Origin of the sequence: Bilophila sp. 4_1_30 (genome assembly GCF_000224655.1) — a bacterium.
Taxonomy (GTDB): Bacteria; Desulfobacterota; Desulfovibrionia; order Desulfovibrionales; family Desulfovibrionaceae; genus Bilophila; species Bilophila wadsworthia.
Genome location: NZ_JH114231.1, coordinates 1,310,695 through 1,324,079, shown reverse-complemented (window position 1 = coordinate 1,324,079; position 13,385 = coordinate 1,310,695). Strand labels below are relative to the sequence as shown.

At 60.5% G+C, this 13,385-nt stretch carries 18 protein-coding genes and 1 tRNA gene; 6 read left to right on the top strand and 13 right to left on the bottom strand.

Annotated features, from left to right (window positions below; all coding sequences use genetic code 11):
- Window positions 1-41: 41 nt before the first annotated feature.
- From HMPREF0178_RS22800 to rpsF, 6 genes are all read right to left on the bottom strand, one after another.
- Window positions 42-164: a hypothetical protein gene (locus tag HMPREF0178_RS22800; RefSeq protein ID WP_009379867.1), complete on the bottom strand. Its 123-nt coding sequence runs from the start codon at window positions 162-164 to the stop codon at window positions 42-44.
- A gap of 2 nt (window positions 165-166) precedes the next feature.
- Entirely contained in the window at window positions 167-1,108 is a 942-nt protein-coding gene (epsC, locus tag HMPREF0178_RS05950) for a serine O-acetyltransferase EpsC (protein ID WP_009379866.1), read from the bottom strand.
- A gap of 17 nt (window positions 1,109-1,125) precedes the next feature.
- Complete coding sequence (gene dnaB, locus HMPREF0178_RS05945) at window positions 1,126-2,523, bottom strand: replicative DNA helicase (protein WP_005028786.1); 1,398 nt, start codon at window positions 2,521-2,523, stop codon at window positions 1,126-1,128.
- 97 nt (window positions 2,524-2,620) lie between these two features.
- Complete coding sequence (rplI, locus tag HMPREF0178_RS05940) at window positions 2,621-3,136, bottom strand: 50S ribosomal protein L9 (RefSeq protein WP_009379865.1); 516 nt, start codon at window positions 3,134-3,136, stop codon at window positions 2,621-2,623.
- 11 nt (window positions 3,137-3,147) lie between these two features.
- Window positions 3,148-3,411 (bottom strand): 30S ribosomal protein S18, encoded by a 264-nt coding sequence (rpsR, locus tag HMPREF0178_RS05935; protein WP_005028788.1) that lies wholly within the window; start codon window positions 3,409-3,411, stop codon window positions 3,148-3,150.
- A gap of 1 nt (window position 3,412) precedes the next feature.
- A complete protein-coding gene (gene rpsF, locus HMPREF0178_RS05930) occupies window positions 3,413-3,715 on the bottom strand; it encodes a 30S ribosomal protein S6 (RefSeq protein WP_009379864.1) in 303 nt (100 codons plus the stop codon).
- 194 nt (window positions 3,716-3,909) lie between these two features.
- On the opposite strand from rpsF, the gene HMPREF0178_RS05925 reads away from it, so the two are divergent.
- The 4 genes from HMPREF0178_RS05925 (at window position 3,910) to HMPREF0178_RS05915 (ending at window position 5,896) form a co-directional block, all read left to right on the top strand.
- Window positions 3,910-4,206, top strand: coding sequence for a hypothetical protein (locus tag HMPREF0178_RS05925; RefSeq protein WP_009379863.1), 297 nt, complete (start codon window positions 3,910-3,912; stop codon window positions 4,204-4,206).
- A 534-nt stretch (window positions 4,207-4,740) separates the two neighbouring features.
- Entirely contained in the window at window positions 4,741-5,454 is a 714-nt protein-coding gene (locus HMPREF0178_RS05920) for a hypothetical protein (protein ID WP_009379862.1), read from the top strand.
- A 107-nt stretch (window positions 5,455-5,561) separates the two neighbouring features.
- Window positions 5,562-5,708: a helix-turn-helix domain-containing protein gene (locus HMPREF0178_RS23020; RefSeq protein WP_009379861.1), complete on the top strand. Its 147-nt coding sequence runs from the start codon at window positions 5,562-5,564 to the stop codon at window positions 5,706-5,708.
- A complete protein-coding gene (locus tag HMPREF0178_RS05915) occupies window positions 5,690-5,896 on the top strand; it encodes a hypothetical protein (RefSeq protein WP_039958601.1) in 207 nt (68 codons plus the stop codon). Before HMPREF0178_RS23020 ends, HMPREF0178_RS05915 begins: the two co-directional genes overlap by 19 nt.
- A 209-nt stretch (window positions 5,897-6,105) precedes the next feature.
- Here HMPREF0178_RS05915 and HMPREF0178_RS05910 read toward each other — a convergent pair.
- The 7 genes from HMPREF0178_RS05910 to HMPREF0178_RS05880 form a co-directional block, all read right to left on the bottom strand.
- Window positions 6,106-6,181: transfer RNA gene (locus HMPREF0178_RS05910), tRNA-Phe, on the bottom strand.
- A 115-nt stretch (window positions 6,182-6,296) separates the two neighbouring features.
- Complete coding sequence (locus tag HMPREF0178_RS05905; RefSeq protein ID WP_009379859.1) at window positions 6,297-6,887, bottom strand: peptidylprolyl isomerase; 591 nt, start codon at window positions 6,885-6,887, stop codon at window positions 6,297-6,299.
- 111 nt (window positions 6,888-6,998) lie between these two features.
- Window positions 6,999-8,714 (bottom strand): single-stranded-DNA-specific exonuclease RecJ, encoded by a 1,716-nt coding sequence (recJ, locus tag HMPREF0178_RS05900; protein WP_009379858.1) that lies wholly within the window; start codon window positions 8,712-8,714, stop codon window positions 6,999-7,001.
- A 286-nt stretch (window positions 8,715-9,000) separates the two neighbouring features.
- Entirely contained in the window at window positions 9,001-9,699 is a 699-nt protein-coding gene (pyrF, locus tag HMPREF0178_RS05895) for an orotidine-5'-phosphate decarboxylase (RefSeq protein WP_009379849.1), read from the bottom strand.
- Between the two features lie 4 nt (window positions 9,700-9,703).
- Window positions 9,704-10,336: a guanylate kinase gene (gmk, locus tag HMPREF0178_RS05890; protein ID WP_005028798.1), complete on the bottom strand. Its 633-nt coding sequence runs from the start codon at window positions 10,334-10,336 to the stop codon at window positions 9,704-9,706.
- Entirely contained in the window at window positions 10,329-10,586 is a 258-nt protein-coding gene (locus HMPREF0178_RS05885; RefSeq protein WP_005028799.1) for a DUF370 domain-containing protein, read from the bottom strand. Before HMPREF0178_RS05885 ends, gmk begins: the two co-directional genes overlap by 8 nt.
- A gap of 2 nt (window positions 10,587-10,588) precedes the next feature.
- Window positions 10,589-11,467 carry a YicC/YloC family endoribonuclease gene (locus HMPREF0178_RS05880; protein ID WP_009379846.1) on the bottom strand — a complete coding sequence of 293 codons (879 nt, stop codon included), beginning with the start codon at window positions 11,465-11,467 and terminating at the stop codon, window positions 10,589-10,591.
- A gap of 326 nt (window positions 11,468-11,793) precedes the next feature.
- On the opposite strand from HMPREF0178_RS05880, the gene HMPREF0178_RS05875 reads away from it, so the two are divergent.
- Together HMPREF0178_RS05875 and HMPREF0178_RS05870 are read left to right on the top strand one after the other, a co-directional pair.
- Complete coding sequence (locus HMPREF0178_RS05875; protein ID WP_009379845.1) at window positions 11,794-12,189, top strand: VOC family protein; 396 nt, start codon at window positions 11,794-11,796, stop codon at window positions 12,187-12,189.
- An 87-nt stretch (window positions 12,190-12,276) separates the two neighbouring features.
- On the top strand, window positions 12,277-13,083 hold the full coding sequence (locus HMPREF0178_RS05870) for a hypothetical protein (protein ID WP_009379843.1): 807 nt from the start codon (window positions 12,277-12,279) through the stop codon (window positions 13,081-13,083).
- Window positions 13,084-13,385 lie beyond the last annotated feature (302 nt).

The window sequence follows — 13,385 nt, the reverse complement described above, 5'->3', positions numbered from 1 at the left end:
GGTTCCCTCTCCCCTCCCCCGATTAACAATCCAATCACGGATTAAAACGATCCGCCCGTCGATACGCTGCCTTCCCACTGGCCTTTGGCGCGTACGGTGGCCGACTCGGAACACCCGGCGAGGAGCAGGGCGAGGAGGCAGGCGCAAAGCAGCAGGGCTCTCATGGCTATGCCTTGCCCATAAGCGATTCTTCGGTGGGCTGGGCGGAAAGCTTCTGTACGAGCTTCGTTCCGGCGGGCACGTCCTTCGTCACCCAGACGTTGCCGCCGATGATCGAACCGCTGCCGATGGTGATGCGGCCGAGGATGGTCGCCCCGGCGTACACGGTGACGTTGTCCTCAAGAATGGGATGGCGGGGAACGCCCTTGACCAGTACGCCGTCGCCGTCTTTGGGGAACGACAGCGCGCCGAGGGTCACGCCCTGATAGAGGCGGCACCCCTTGCCGATGACGGCGGTTTCGCCGATGACCACGCCTGTCCCGTGATCGATGAAGAATTCTTCATCAATGGTCGCGCCCGGATGGATATCGATGCCGGTGGCGGAATGGGCCATCTCGGAAATGATGCGCGGGATGACCGGCACGCCGAGGCTGTACAGCTCGTGCGCGATGCGGTGGTGCGTCATGGTGAGCAGGGAGGGGTAGCAGAAAATGGTTTCCCCGGCGCTGGTCGCGGCGGGATCGCCCTCATAGGCCGCCTTGGCGTCGGACGCCAGCAGGCGGCGGATGTGCGGGAGGCGCTGCATGAACTCCATGGCCTTGCGCATGGACACTTCTTCGCAACTCATGCAGTCGGTGGCGTAGCTTGCACAGGCGAAGCAGCCGCCGCGCCGGATCTGTTCGGCCAGCTTGCGGAAAATGGAGTCCAGATTGGCCGAGAGGTGGTAGCGCATGGATTCCACATGCACGCAGGAAACGCCGAAATAGCCGGGAAAGAGCGTTGCCTTGAGGCGCGACATGATCTCGCCGAGTTCTTCGAGCGAGGGCATGGGGGAATCGTGCAGCGGATGGTGCAGAACCGTCTCAAGCGAGGAAGGCGCGCACAACTGTTCCACGACGAGATCCAGATCGGGCATGGACGTTGGCGCTATGGGAGCGAGTGGTTTCATGGCGTACCTCGGGAAGGTTATTCGCCGCCCGCTTCGGAAGGCTGGGGCGACAGTCCGGGTTCGAGATCCTCAAATGCGGTGTAGGAGCCAAGATAGGCGAGCGTCGCCGTGCCGATGGGGCCGTTGCGCTGCTTGCCGATGATGATTTCCGCCGAGCCTTTGTGCGGGTTGTCGGGCTGCTTGTGATATACTTCGTCGCGGTAGATGAACATGATGACGTCGGCGTCCTGTTCGATGGCGCCCGACTCGCGGAGGTCGGACAGCAGCGGACGTTTGTCCGTGCGCTCTTCCAGTTTACGGTTGAGCTGCGAAAGCGCCACGACCGGAATATCCATTTCCTTCGCCAGCCCCTTGAGCGAGCGGGAGATTTCCGAAATTTCCTGTTCGCGGGAGTCCGTCCGCTTGGATCCGCGCATGAGCTGGAGGTAGTCCACCATCACAAGGCCCACGCCGGATTCGGCCTTGAGCCGACGGGTGCGGGCGCGCAGTTCCAGCGGCGAGAGCGCGGGCGTGTCGTCGATGTAGATGGGGGCCTGCCCGAGCACGTCGGCGGCGTGATAGAGCCTGCTCCATTCCTCGGAGTCGAGATAGCCCCGGCGCAGGTGCCCCAGATCCACCTTGCCCCATGCGCAAAGCATACGCATCATGAGCTGATCCATCGACATTTCGAGGGAGTAGATGGCGACGGGCACGTTGTCCTGCACGGCGGCGCGCATGGCCATGTTCAGGGCGAAGGCGGTCTTGCCCATGGAGGGACGGGCCGCAACGATGATAAGGTCCGAAGGCTGGAGCCCGGCGGTCATCTGATCAAGGCGGTTGTAGCCTGTGGTGACGCCGGTGACGGCTTCCTTCTGCTCGAAGCGCTTGGTCAGTTCCTCAAAAACGCGGTTGACCAGTTCCTTGGAGCTTTTGAAGACCTTGCCAGAGGTACGTTCCGAGATGGAAAAGACGGCCTGTTCGGATTCGTCCAACAGGGCATCCACGCTGCGCGACTGGTCAAAGCAGTTGCTGATGATGTCGGAACACGCGCCGATGAGGGAGCGTTGCAGCGACTTGTCGCGGACGATGGTGGAATAATATTCGGCATTGGCCCCGCTGACGACGGTCTGCGCCAGTTCCGAAAGGTAGGCCGCTCCGCCCACTGCTTCGAGCTGTCCATGATCCTTGAGGTAGCTGGCTACCGAAACGAGATCGATGGGCGCGTTTTTGCGATAGAGTTCGAGGAAGCATGTGTACAGCGTCTGGTGCGCGGGGAGATAAAAATCGTCGGAGGAAAGCGTATCCACGAGCGTGTGGAAGACGCTGTTACGGATAAAAATACCCCCCAGAACGGCCTGTTCGGCCTCAACGCTGTGGGGGGGGACTCGACGAAGCAGATCGTTCGTCGCCCGATTGGGATCGGCAGGGGATGCCATGCGGAAATTCCTCTGTTGGGGACGCGTGAAAAAGAAGAGCAGAGGAGCTCACCGCCGAGTCGCCGCCCCCGGGGAAAACCGGGGGCGGCGCGAGAAACTATTCGGCGGCTTCTTCCGTCGGGGCCTCGGCCGGAGCTTCGGCGGCTTCCTCTTCAACGAGGTGCGCCTTGTCTTCGGAGACAACCTTCACGGTGAGGGAAGCGATGACGTCGGCATGCAGACGCACGCGGACGGGGTGATCGCCAAGGGTACGGATGGGATGGTCGAGCAGGATGCGGCGACGATCCACTTCGATGCCCTGAGCGGTCAGCGCATCGCCGATGATGGCGGTGGTCACGGAGCCGTAGAGCTTGTCATTGTCGCCCACGCGCATGACGATCGGAAGAACGAGGCCTTCCAGCTTGCCGGCGATGTCGTCGGCGGCGGCGCGCAGGGCGTCCATACGGGCCTGCAGCTTCTTGCGTTCCAGTTCAAAAGCCTTGAGGTTACCGGGGGTGACCAGCATGGCCAGGCCCTGAGGCAACAGGTAGTTGCGGCCATAACCGGCCTTAACCGTCACCACATCGCCAAGGCGACCCAGGTTTTCCACATCGGCACGAAGAATGATTTTCATACCGGGTCTCCTTAGATGTTGCTCTTTTTCTTCACGTCAGAGGAATGGCCGGCGGTGTAGAACAGCAGAGCCATCTGACGGGCGCGCTTGATCTCGGTGGAGAGCAGGCGCTGGTGCTTGGCGCAGGTGCCAGTGATACGGCGGGCAATGATCTTGCCGCGTTCCGTGATATAGTCGCGCAGAATGTCGGGGCGCTTGTAATCCAGCGGCAGATCCGCGTCGGCGCAGAAGCGGCAGAACTTGCGACGAGGAGCAAACTTTTTCTTGAAGGCCATGTTATGCAACCTCCTCGGCCGCGTCGGCCAGCTTTACGGTAAGGAACTTGAACGCGCCGTCGCTGATGCGGATGATGCGTTCGAGTTCGGCCACGGTGTCGCCGGGGGCGACATATTCGAGGCGCACGAAGTAGCCGCGCATTTGCTTGCGGACAGGGTAGGCGAGGTCGCGCATACCCCAGTGATCCGCGATGAACCGACCGCCGGCGCGTTCGATGACACCCGTGAAGGTGCCAAGCAACGCTTCACGCGCATCGGCAGCCAGCTCCGGGGAAAGGAGCAGCAAGGTTTCAAACTTTCTCATGCCAAGATCCTCCTTGTGGACTATGGCCTGTTCCCAGAGTCGCCCTCTTGGGCGCGATGAAACAGGCAAGGCAGAACACAACCCAATACGCAAACGGAAGCGTTCTGTCAAGCCGCTGCCCGTTTTCGTGCAACGGGTTGTGCGAAACGGACAATCATCATAAAGGATCGGCCAACGTATTTGGAGGAGGGCTTATGGATACGGAAAGGAAGTACCCGACACGTGAGGTCGACGGTGTGGACGTCCCGCAGATGGGCATCAAAGAGCTGATCAAGCAGCTTGGGGCGGCTCTTGAGACAATGGAAGGCAATCGCAAGTCGTATACCTCGCCCGAGGAAATCGAGGCGGGTACGCTTATGGTCGCTCTTTTCGGCAATTCTTTGTACTATATGCGTTTGTTTGACAAGAGCCTGCGCACGTTCGAGGCCGCGCAGGACGCCGTGCTCGAAGAGCAGTTGCAGCAGGCCGATACGGTCGGCGGGATTTGCTAAGGTTTGGAAGGGGGAGAGTGACGCGCGGGGGAGGGGGCCCTCCCCCGGGGCCCCTCATCTCATCTTCCAAAGATTTTTGACTGGCTGGGGAGGCCGCGCGACGGGAGTTCCGTTGTGCGGCTTTTTGTATCCAGTGATAGGGGGAAGTCGTTTCCTTTGCAGGGTCAGAGGAGAATGCCTCAAAGTGGCACGTGAAGATCGGGTGTTTTTATAGTTTTATTTCCCCGTGTTATCACGATTTTTACCGTAATTGGACGAAAAGCAACTCCCTTTGGGCTGGGTATGAGGTTAATGCCGCTGTCGGTTTCCATCTCAGCACCTGAAGAGAGTAATGTGATGTGTGCCATTAACCGCTTGTGCGATTTCGCCGGGTTGGATATTATAAAAGAGAACCATCGTAGGCATTGCTATTGAGGAATGACAGTTATCTCTGGGTGAGGGAGGGTGGGCGTTGGCTCTTTGTCTCCGCTGGCGGAGGGGTGCCTTTGGCGTTGAATTTTCCGGATCAGGACCGTTTGCTTCGAGGTAAAATCCATGAAAGGGTTTCGTTTGGACCGTCCGGCGGATCGCTGGAGTCTTGGGTGCGGCCTTGTTCTCGTCTTGTCTCTGCTTCTTTCCGATACCGTATTGCGGGCGTATGTGGCCCTGACGGATGCGCATCCTTTTGCGGCGGGATTCTGCAAGTTCGCGCTGCTCGCCACTTTTGGGGAAAGCCTCGCGCAGCGGATGCTGGTAGGGCGTTACCTGCCGCCGCGTTTCGGCCTCGTGCCCCGTGCGCTGGCATGGGGCTTTCTCGGTATATGCATCACGCTGGCGTTTATGATTTTTTCCGCTGGCGTACCGCTGGCCATGTCCCGGATCGGCATGGATTGGGCCGCGCGTGCGCTGGCCGGTCCGTTCGGCACGGAGAAACTGCTCACGGCGTTTGCCATCAGTTTGTGCCTGAACATCTTATTTGCGCCGGTCCTCATGGTGGCCCATAAGGTCAGCGATCTGCATATCGCCCGTTATGAGGGGACGCTGCGCTGTTTGTGGCACCTTCCCGACGTCGGCGGGCTGTTGAAGTCCGTCAACTGGGACGTCATGTGGCGGCTGGTGCTGTTCCGCACAGTGGTCTTCTTCTGGATCCCCGTCCATACCATTACATTTCTGCTGCCGGAAGCCTTCCGGGTGCTGTTCGCCGCCTTGCTCGGAGCGGTACTCGGCCTGATCCTCGCGTGGGCCGGTTCGCGGCAGGCGAAGGGTTAGGTATGGCGCCTTAACACTCTGCAATCAAATAATAAAGATTTTTACCTAACACACGGGAAGAAAACGTTATATTCTTTTGCGGAGTCGACAAAGTAAGAGAATAGGGGATGGACGAGTATCAGCGTTTTTTCGGGGCAAACATAAGGAAACTCCGCAAGCTGCATGGGCTCACCCAGGAGCAGCTTGCGGAGCGTTCCGGCCTGTTGGAGCGGTACGTGAGCGAAGTTGAGCGAGCATGGCCAACCCTCGGCTGATGTCTCTTAAGGATCTCGCTTCGGGACTCGTTGTTGCCATCTCGGATCTGTTTATTTTTGATAAGAGCCCCCTTGCAGCGAGTGAGATCAAAGAAAGGCTGATTGAAGCCCTGTCTCAAACCGATGAAAAATCGCTTGAGCATATCTACAACAGCATGGTGTTTGCTTTGAGCAAGACAAGCCAATAGCGGTAAGCTATCCACTGTGAGTCAACGAAACATAGAGATTTGATGTTCCTTATGGGCAAGACGAAAGGGGATGAGAAACAGGGCGCTCCCTCAAAGGCATTGTGAGGAGAACCTGCAGCTCGCCGTATTGGCAGAGAGGGTAGAAGGGGACGCAGACAGATACGAAAAAAGGACTTGTGTCCAGAAGACACAAGTCCTGTATTTCCAAGTGGTGCCGGGGGACAGAATTGAACTGCCCACACGGGGATTTTCAGTCCCCTGCTCTACCAACTGAGCTACCCCGGCTCGACAGGGAGAGTAACTACGCAAACTCTCCCGTCTTGGCAAGCTTTTTTTCGCTTTTTTTCCGAATTTTTTTCGAGATGTCTCTAATACGCGGAAAACGCATGAGAAAAATCAGCTATTGGACAGGCACGATGCTCTTGATGATCACGGGCGTTTTCGGGACATCCTGATAGGGGCCGTAGCTGCCGGTGGATACGCTTTTGATGCGGTCCACGACGTCCTGCCCCTGAATGACCTTGCCGAACACGGCATAGCCGTAGCCGGACGGCGTTTCGTTCTTGTGGTTCAGGAAGTCGTTGTTCGCCACGTTGATGAAGAACTGCGCCGTGGCGGAGTCGGGATCGTTGGTACGGGCCATAGCGATGGTGTAGGCGTCGTTCTTGAGGCCGTTCCCGGCTTCGTTGACCACGGGCTTGCGGGAGTTGGCCTTTTCCTGCATGTCGGCGGTATGGCCGCCGCCCTGAATCATGAATCCGTTGATGACGCGGTGGAAGATCGTGTTGTTGTAGAAGCCGGATTTCACGTAATACAAGAAGTTGCTGACGGTTTTGGGCGCTTTCGCGGGGTTCAGCTCAACGACGATGTCGCCCATGCTGGTTTCGATTTTGACTTTGGGCAGGGGCGCGGCGGCATGGCTCTGAACGGGCAGAAGGCTCGCGCCAAAGCACAGGGCGAGCGCCAGAACGGCGATACGGATGCTCTGCATGATTGTCTCCATAAAAGATGAAAGAGTCCGCCGGATGCGGCGGCTCCCCCTAGTATAGGGAAGAGGATGCCGCTTGAAAAGCGGATTACACGCCGCGCCCGGACTTCCCGGCTACAGCACTTCCCAGTCCCTGACGCGCAGTTCGACCGAGGCGATGCCGTTATAGGCGTTGATGCCCGGCGTATACGCGAGCCGGATGCGTTGCCCCTGTATGTTTTCGGGAATTTGATCCGCCTGCCGCCATGCCTTGGCCTGCAAGGTGATGCCGGAGCCTTCTTCCGTCACCTCAAGCGAGATGTGTTCGCGGGAATGGCCGAACGCCTTGCGTTTTTTCACCCGCAGGGGCAGCGAGGCGAAAATGGGCTCGGGGTTGCCGATGCCGAAGGGCTGAAGCAATTCGAGCCCCTTCAGCACGGTGAAGTCCGAGGCCTGCGAAAAGGGCATTTCCGCATCAATCTTCAAGGATGGCGTGAGCGGTTCCTCCCCGAGCTCCTCCCGGATGACGGCATCGAAACGCTCGCGCAGTTCGTCCAGACGGCCGGGAGCGATACGGAGCCCTGCGGCCTGCCTGTGCCCGCCAAAGCCGAGCAGCATGTCGGCGCAGCGCGTGAGGCCCGCGTGGAGGTCGAATTCCGGAACGGAGCGGCCTGATCCTTTCAGGCTTTCCCCGTCGGAACAGAGAATCAGCACCGGGCGGTAGTAGACTTCCACGATACGCGAAGCCACGATGCCGATGACGCCCTGGTGCCAGTCCTTGCCGTACAGCACGAAGCCCAGCCGTTTGGGGTTGGCCTCGGCCTGCTCAAGCGCTTCTTTGTAAATGCGGTCTTCTTCGGAACGGCGCTCGTCGTTCAGAGAGGTCAGAGTCTGGGCCAGCTTGGCGGCCTCGTCGTGCGAGGGTGTGAGCAGCATGTCGTGGGCCAGCGTGGGGCTGCCCAGACGCCCGGCGGCGTTGATGCGCGGGGCGAGGTTGAAGACCACCTGTCCCGCGCCGAGTGCCGCCACGGGGGAAAAGCCGCTGGCCCCCTTGAGCTCGGCGAGGCCGGGGCGTTTGGCCTCCGCGATCTTGAGCAGGCCGTTCTTGACGAGGATGCGGTTCTGCCCTGTGAGCGAAACCATGTCCGCCAGCGTGCCGAGGGCCACGAGGTCCAGCACCTGCCGCATGTCCATGCGCTTGCCCGACATGGCTTCCAGCTTGCCGTTGAGTGCGGCCATGAGGAAGAAGGCCACGCCCACGCCCGCCAGATGCGGACAGGGGTTGTCTTCGCTGAGGCGCGGGTTGGTGATCGCGTGGGCGGGCGGCAGCTCCTCGGGCGGCATGTGGTGGTCGGACACCACCACCATGAAGCCCAGCTCCCTGGCCCGTTCCACGGCCTTCACATCGCTGATCCCGCAGTCCACGGTCAGCAGGATGCCCGGCCCTTCCTCGGCAGCGAGGCGTTCGATTTCAGGGATGTTGAGGCCGTAGCCCTCCTTCCGCCTGTCAGGGAGGTGTACCGTGGAGGGCACGTCATGGAAGCGGAGCGTTTGCAGGATGAGCGTGGCACCGGTGATGCCGTCCACGTCGTAGTCGCCCCAGATGAGCACGTTGCGGCCTTCGCGGATGCCTTGTTCCAGCGCGTCGACCGCTTCCTGCATACCGGGCCAGCAGTCCGGGGGCGCGAGGTGGCGCAGCCCCGGCGAGAGGAACGAATCCATTTGAGCGGAAGTTTCCAGCCCGCGCTGCCAGAGCAGGTCGGCTACGACCTGAGGGACGCCCAGCTTGTCCGCCCATCCGGCGGGGCAGGAGCCCTTATCGGGTTGGTTGCGGAATTTCCATATTTTCATGGTGATACCGGTGTGTTGGAGGTTGAACTCGGAGGGGGAGGGAGGAACTTTCTACAGAAAGTTCCTCCCTCCCCCCTCCGAACCTCCCCCCTTCCTCTTCAAAGATTTTCGACTGGTGGGGAGGCTGCGCGTCAGGAGTTGAAGAATCCAAAAAGTTCAAGGGATGGATTCCGGTCGGCCCGTTCCCGCATACGAAGACAGGCTAGATACCGCGCGCGAAAGTGTTGGGAGGGGGAGGGGAGCCCCCTCTAGAGAAGGGTTCCCCTCTCCCTCCCAACATTCGCGTTTACGCCTTTTCCATCTCGTCCAGAATGGCCCTGGCCGCATCGGCGGGGACGGGAGCCTTGGTGATGGGGCGGCCGACGACGAGAAAATCGCTGCCGATGCGCACGGCCTGCGCGGGCGTCATGATGCGGCGCTGGTCGTCGGAAGCGGAGCCGGATGCCGGGCGGATACCGGGCGTCAGGCACATCAGGCCGGGGCAGCGGGATTTGATGGCTTCGACTTCGTGGCCGGAGCAGACCACGCCGTCCAGACCCCACGCCTGGCCGCCCGCCGCGAGATCGGCGGCAAGGCCGGAAAGGTCTTCCCCGTAGCCGGGCAGTTCGCCGGGGGCCATGCTGGTGAGCACGGTCACCGCGAAGAGCAGGGGCTTGGGGCCGCCTTCCTCGGCGCTTTGCTTGACCGCATCGACGGCGGCATGGATCATGCGTTCCCCGCCGAGCGCGTGCAGGGTGATGAGGTCGACGCCCATGAGACAGGCCGAACGCACGCCGCCCGCGACCGTGTTCGGGATGTCGAACATCTTGAGGTCGAGCATGACCTTGAAGCCCATATCCTTGAGCTTCTTGACGACGGCGGGGCCTTCGCGGGTGAAGAGTTCAAGGCCGACCTTCATCCAGATTGGGCAGCCGCGCAGGGATTCGGCGGTGGCGAGGGCGTCTTCGGCGTTGGTATAGTCGAGGGCTACAATGAGTTGCGCCATGAGTTCATCCTTCCAAAATGGTGTTTGCCAGCCCCGGACGGTGTGCGGGGTGGAGCGTCGAGGCAAGGTAGACCGCGCGCAGCTCGTCATAGGCCTTGTCCAGATTGTCGTTGACGATCCATGCATCGAACCAGTGGGCCTGGCGGATTTCGGAGGCGGCGTTGGACAGGCGGCGGGCGATGCTCGCCTCGTCGTCCGTGCCGCGCCCGCGCAGCCGGCGTTCCAGTTCGCTCAGGGACGGCGGCAGGAGAAAGACGTATTGCCCGCGCGGGAGCGAAAGGTGCAGCTGGGCCGCGCCCTGAACGTCGATATCGAACAGGACGTCCTGCCCGGCTTTCAGGGTTTCGAGCACGGGGGCCAGCGGCGTCCCGTAATAATTGCCGTGCACGTTGGCCCATTCCGCAAAAAATCCGGCTTCCCGGCGGCGGAGGAATTCTTCGACCGAAAGGAAATGGTAGTCCTTGCCGTCCGTTTCATGGCCGCGCGGGGCCCGGGTAGTGCAGGAGATGGAATAGGCGAAGTTCGGGAATTCGTCCCGCAAGCGTTGGATAAGTGTCGTCTTTCCCGTCCCCGAAGGAGCGCACACGACGAGCAGCACTCCGGAGCGGGCGGTTATGGTTGGCGTCGTATCAGGCATTGTCCTCCTCCTGCATGAAACGTTGACCCAGAGTGTCCGGCAGGATGGCGGAAAGGATCACGTGATTGGAATCGGTTATGATGATGGAACGGGTTTTCCGGCCTTGGGTGGCGTCCACCAGGCGGCCTTCCGTGCGGGCATCCTCACGCAGGCGGCGCATGGGAGAAGATGCCGGGTTGATGATGCCCACGACGCGGGAAGCGACCACGAAATTGCCGAACCCGAGGTTGATGATCCGTTCTTTTGACATGGCTATTCCAGATTCTGGACCTGCTCGCGGCACTTTTCCAGTTCGTTCTTGAAGTCCACCACAAGGCGGGACGTCTGGGCGTCCTGAATTTTGTTGCCGCAGGTGGCGATTTCGCGGAAGCATTCCTGAAGCGTGAAGTCGAGGCGCCGTCCGGCGTCGGTCCCGATTTCAAGGAGATCGCGCAGGCGTTCCAGATGGGCATGGAGGCGGGTGAGTTCTTCGCTGACGTCGAGCTTGTCCGAGAGGACGACCATTTCCTGAAGGAAGCGGCCTTCTTCCAGTTCACCGTTGACGGCGGCGAGGGCTTCGGAAAGCCGCTCGCGGAGCACGGCAAACCGTTCTTCCTTGATCTCGGGGGCGCGTTCGTCGATGTGCGAAACCCATTCCTCCATCTGGGCGATGCGGGAGGTCATGTCGCGGGCCAGTGCCGCGCCTTCCGTCTCGCGGGATTCGTTCCAGTCCTCAAGCGCGGCGATAAGGCCCTCTTCGAGGCGTTCTTCCATTTCATCGTCCCCGTCCTCGCTTTCGCGTTCCCAGAGCGTGGGGATGGCGAACAGGGCGTTGTAGTCCGGCTCGAAGGTGTCCCCGTGCAGGTCCGCGAGCGCGGCCACCTGATCCAGCATGGCCGAAGCCTGCGCCGCGTCAAAACGGAGGTTGGCCGCCGCGCCGCGCTGCTGGAGCGTGAGGGTGATTTCCATGCGGCCCCGCGCGGCGAAGCGCCGGACCACACGTTCCAGACGGGATTCCAGCCCCCGAGCCTGAAGAGGAAGCCGCCATTTGAGATCCAGATGGCGGTTGTTTACACTCCGTATTTCCCACGTTTGCGTCCAGTCCGCGTCTTCCATGACGCAACGGCCGAAGCCGGTCATACTCCGCAACATAGGTCCTCCTTCGGGCTATCAGCGTTGGGGATGGCTATCCGCATTATGTTACGGCATAAAGTTTTTCGGCACAAGAGCGGGAGTGGTTTGTCCGGCACTGGCTTCCCGTTTGATTTCAGTATATCCTCAATCCGATATGGGAATATGCCGTGGAAAGGAACCTGTCCGCCGCTTTTTCGGCGTTTATTGTTTTTTTCCAGATAATACAAGGTATTTTGTCTTTTGAAGCGGGTTCCGGCAGTTGTTCCGGCCACGGAATGCCGCGCGTGGAAATCCGCCCGTCGCTTTTCTTCACGTTCTTAATCAAGCAACAGGATGGGATGCCTATGGCCGTTCTTTGCGTGGAAGACCTCGATCATCTGGTGCTTACAGTCGCCGACATCAAGGCCACGTGCCGTTTTTATCAGCAGGTGCTCGGCATGACGCCGTTCACGTTCGGCAACGGGCGCACCGCCCTTTCGTTCGGCAACCGTAAGATCAATCTTCATGAAGTGGGCAAGGGCTATCTCCCTCAGGCACACAATCCTCTTCCGGGCACGGCGGATCTGTGCTTCCTTTCCCGGACGCCGGCCGTTGAAATGCTGGATCACCTCAAAGCCAATGGTGTTCCTGTGGAAGAGGGGCCGGTGCGGCGCGAAGGCGCACTCGGGCCCATTACCTCCGTGTATTTCCGTGACCCCGACGGAAATTTGATCGAAGTGGCGAATTATACGGAAGCCTGAGCTTCCGCGAGGTCTGTCATGCGCGTTTTGCCTTTCACAAAGTATTCTCCCTGCGGAAACACGACCATTCTTGTTCGGGAGGCTTCCTTGTCTCCGGCGGACAGGGCCCGCGTCGCCGCCGAAATCATTGCGCCGGGGCATCTGGAAGCGGAGCAGGCCGGGTATGTGGACACCGCCGCTCCCGTCCCGAGGCTGGACATGATGGGCGGGGAGTTCTGCGTGAACGCGACCCGTGCCTTTGCCGCGCTGCTTGCCGAAGAGGGGAAGCTCAGCCCGGAAAGCGGCGGGCTTGGCGGGATCGTGAGCGTATCCGGGATGCCGGAACGCCTGCGCGTCCGCGTCCGGCGTCTGGCCGCCCACTGTTTCGAGTCCGCCGTTCTCTTGGATCTGCCGCAAGCGCCTCCGTTGGAGAACGTGGCGCCGGGCATGTGTCTTGTCCGGGTACCGGGCATTGCGCATCTGGTGCTGGATGCCGCCGCGCATCCGCTCCCCGCCGACAAGGATCGGGACACCGCCGCGCTGTTTGCCCGTTTCGGGCTGTTGGGGGAGGATGCCGCCGGGTGCATCTGGCTTCATCGTGAACCGTCCGGCCTGCGGATCACACCTTTTGTATGGGTACGCGGGACCGGAACGACGTACGCCGAGACGGCCTGCGGTTCCGGGACATTGGCTGCGTCCATCGTCTGCCGGGGCGTTTACGGCGACGGGGGGGAGCTGTCGCTGATGCAGCCGGGCGGTGAGCCGCTGCGCGTCGTGCCGGACGGATCCGTTTATCCCGGAGGTTGGGCCGCGTGGGTCGGCGGGCCTGTCAGGTGCATAGCCCGGGGGGATGTTCTTGTGGAATGTCTGGATGGAGAAGGGAGAGCCGGGGGAAGGGAGGGGAAACCTTTCTGAAGAAGGGTTTCCCCTCCCTTCCCCCGGACCCCCCATCCCTCCTCTTCCCAAGACTTTTGACTGGCGGGGAGGCTGCGCGGCGGGAGTTCCGCTGGATGAGGCGGCAGCTTGACGAGGAGGCCTAATTTCGTCATTTTTTCAGAACAGGCCTCAAGCCGGGACAAAAAGAAAGGCGGGACGTTCTTTGAACGTGTCCCGCCTTTCTCTGTTTTTATGTCTGGTATTTTTTGCGGTATAGAGTGGTTTTATTTTGAAAATACTGTTTTAAGGGGGGCAGGGAATGCTGGGAACAGGGATTCGAT

What these genes read in the sequence shown, in the direction of transcription:
- epsC (WP_009379866.1), bottom strand. Translation starts at nt 1,108, where the DNA reads ATGAAACCACTCGCTCCCATAGCGCCAACGTCCATGCCCGATCTGGAT.
- dnaB (WP_005028786.1), bottom strand. Translation starts at nt 2,523, where the DNA reads ATGGCATCCCCTGCCGATCCCAATCGGGCGACGAACGATCTGCTTCGT.
- HMPREF0178_RS05905 (WP_009379859.1), bottom strand. Translation starts at nt 6,887, where the DNA reads ATGCAGAGCATCCGTATCGCCGTTCTGGCGCTCGCCCTGTGCTTTGGC.
- gmk (WP_005028798.1), bottom strand. Translation starts at nt 10,336, where the DNA reads ATGCCTGATACGACGCCAACCATAACCGCCCGCTCCGGAGTGCTGCTC.
- HMPREF0178_RS05880 (WP_009379846.1), bottom strand. Translation starts at nt 11,467, where the DNA reads ATGTTGCGGAGTATGACCGGCTTCGGCCGTTGCGTCATGGAAGACGCG.
- HMPREF0178_RS22800 (WP_009379867.1), bottom strand. Translation starts at nt 164, where the DNA reads ATGAGAGCCCTGCTGCTTTGCGCCTGCCTCCTCGCCCTGCTCCTCGCC.
- recJ (WP_009379858.1), bottom strand. Translation starts at nt 8,714, where the DNA reads ATGAAAATATGGAAATTCCGCAACCAACCCGATAAGGGCTCCTGCCCC.
- rpsF (WP_009379864.1), bottom strand. Translation starts at nt 3,715, where the DNA reads ATGAGAAAGTTTGAAACCTTGCTGCTCCTTTCCCCGGAGCTGGCTGCC.
- HMPREF0178_RS05920 (WP_009379862.1), top strand. Translation starts at nt 4,741, where the DNA reads ATGAAAGGGTTTCGTTTGGACCGTCCGGCGGATCGCTGGAGTCTTGGG.
- HMPREF0178_RS05925 (WP_009379863.1), top strand. Translation starts at nt 3,910, where the DNA reads ATGGATACGGAAAGGAAGTACCCGACACGTGAGGTCGACGGTGTGGAC.
- rpsR (WP_005028788.1), bottom strand. Translation starts at nt 3,411, where the DNA reads ATGGCCTTCAAGAAAAAGTTTGCTCCTCGTCGCAAGTTCTGCCGCTTC.
- rplI (WP_009379865.1), bottom strand. Translation starts at nt 3,136, where the DNA reads ATGAAAATCATTCTTCGTGCCGATGTGGAAAACCTGGGTCGCCTTGGC.
- pyrF (WP_009379849.1), bottom strand. Translation starts at nt 9,699, where the DNA reads ATGGCGCAACTCATTGTAGCCCTCGACTATACCAACGCCGAAGACGCC.
- HMPREF0178_RS05875 (WP_009379845.1), top strand. Translation starts at nt 11,794, where the DNA reads ATGGCCGTTCTTTGCGTGGAAGACCTCGATCATCTGGTGCTTACAGTC.
- HMPREF0178_RS05915 (WP_039958601.1), top strand. Translation starts at nt 5,690, where the DNA reads ATGGCCAACCCTCGGCTGATGTCTCTTAAGGATCTCGCTTCGGGACTC.
- HMPREF0178_RS05885 (WP_005028799.1), bottom strand. Translation starts at nt 10,586, where the DNA reads ATGTCAAAAGAACGGATCATCAACCTCGGGTTCGGCAATTTCGTGGTC.
- HMPREF0178_RS23020 (WP_009379861.1), top strand. Translation starts at nt 5,562, where the DNA reads ATGGACGAGTATCAGCGTTTTTTCGGGGCAAACATAAGGAAACTCCGC.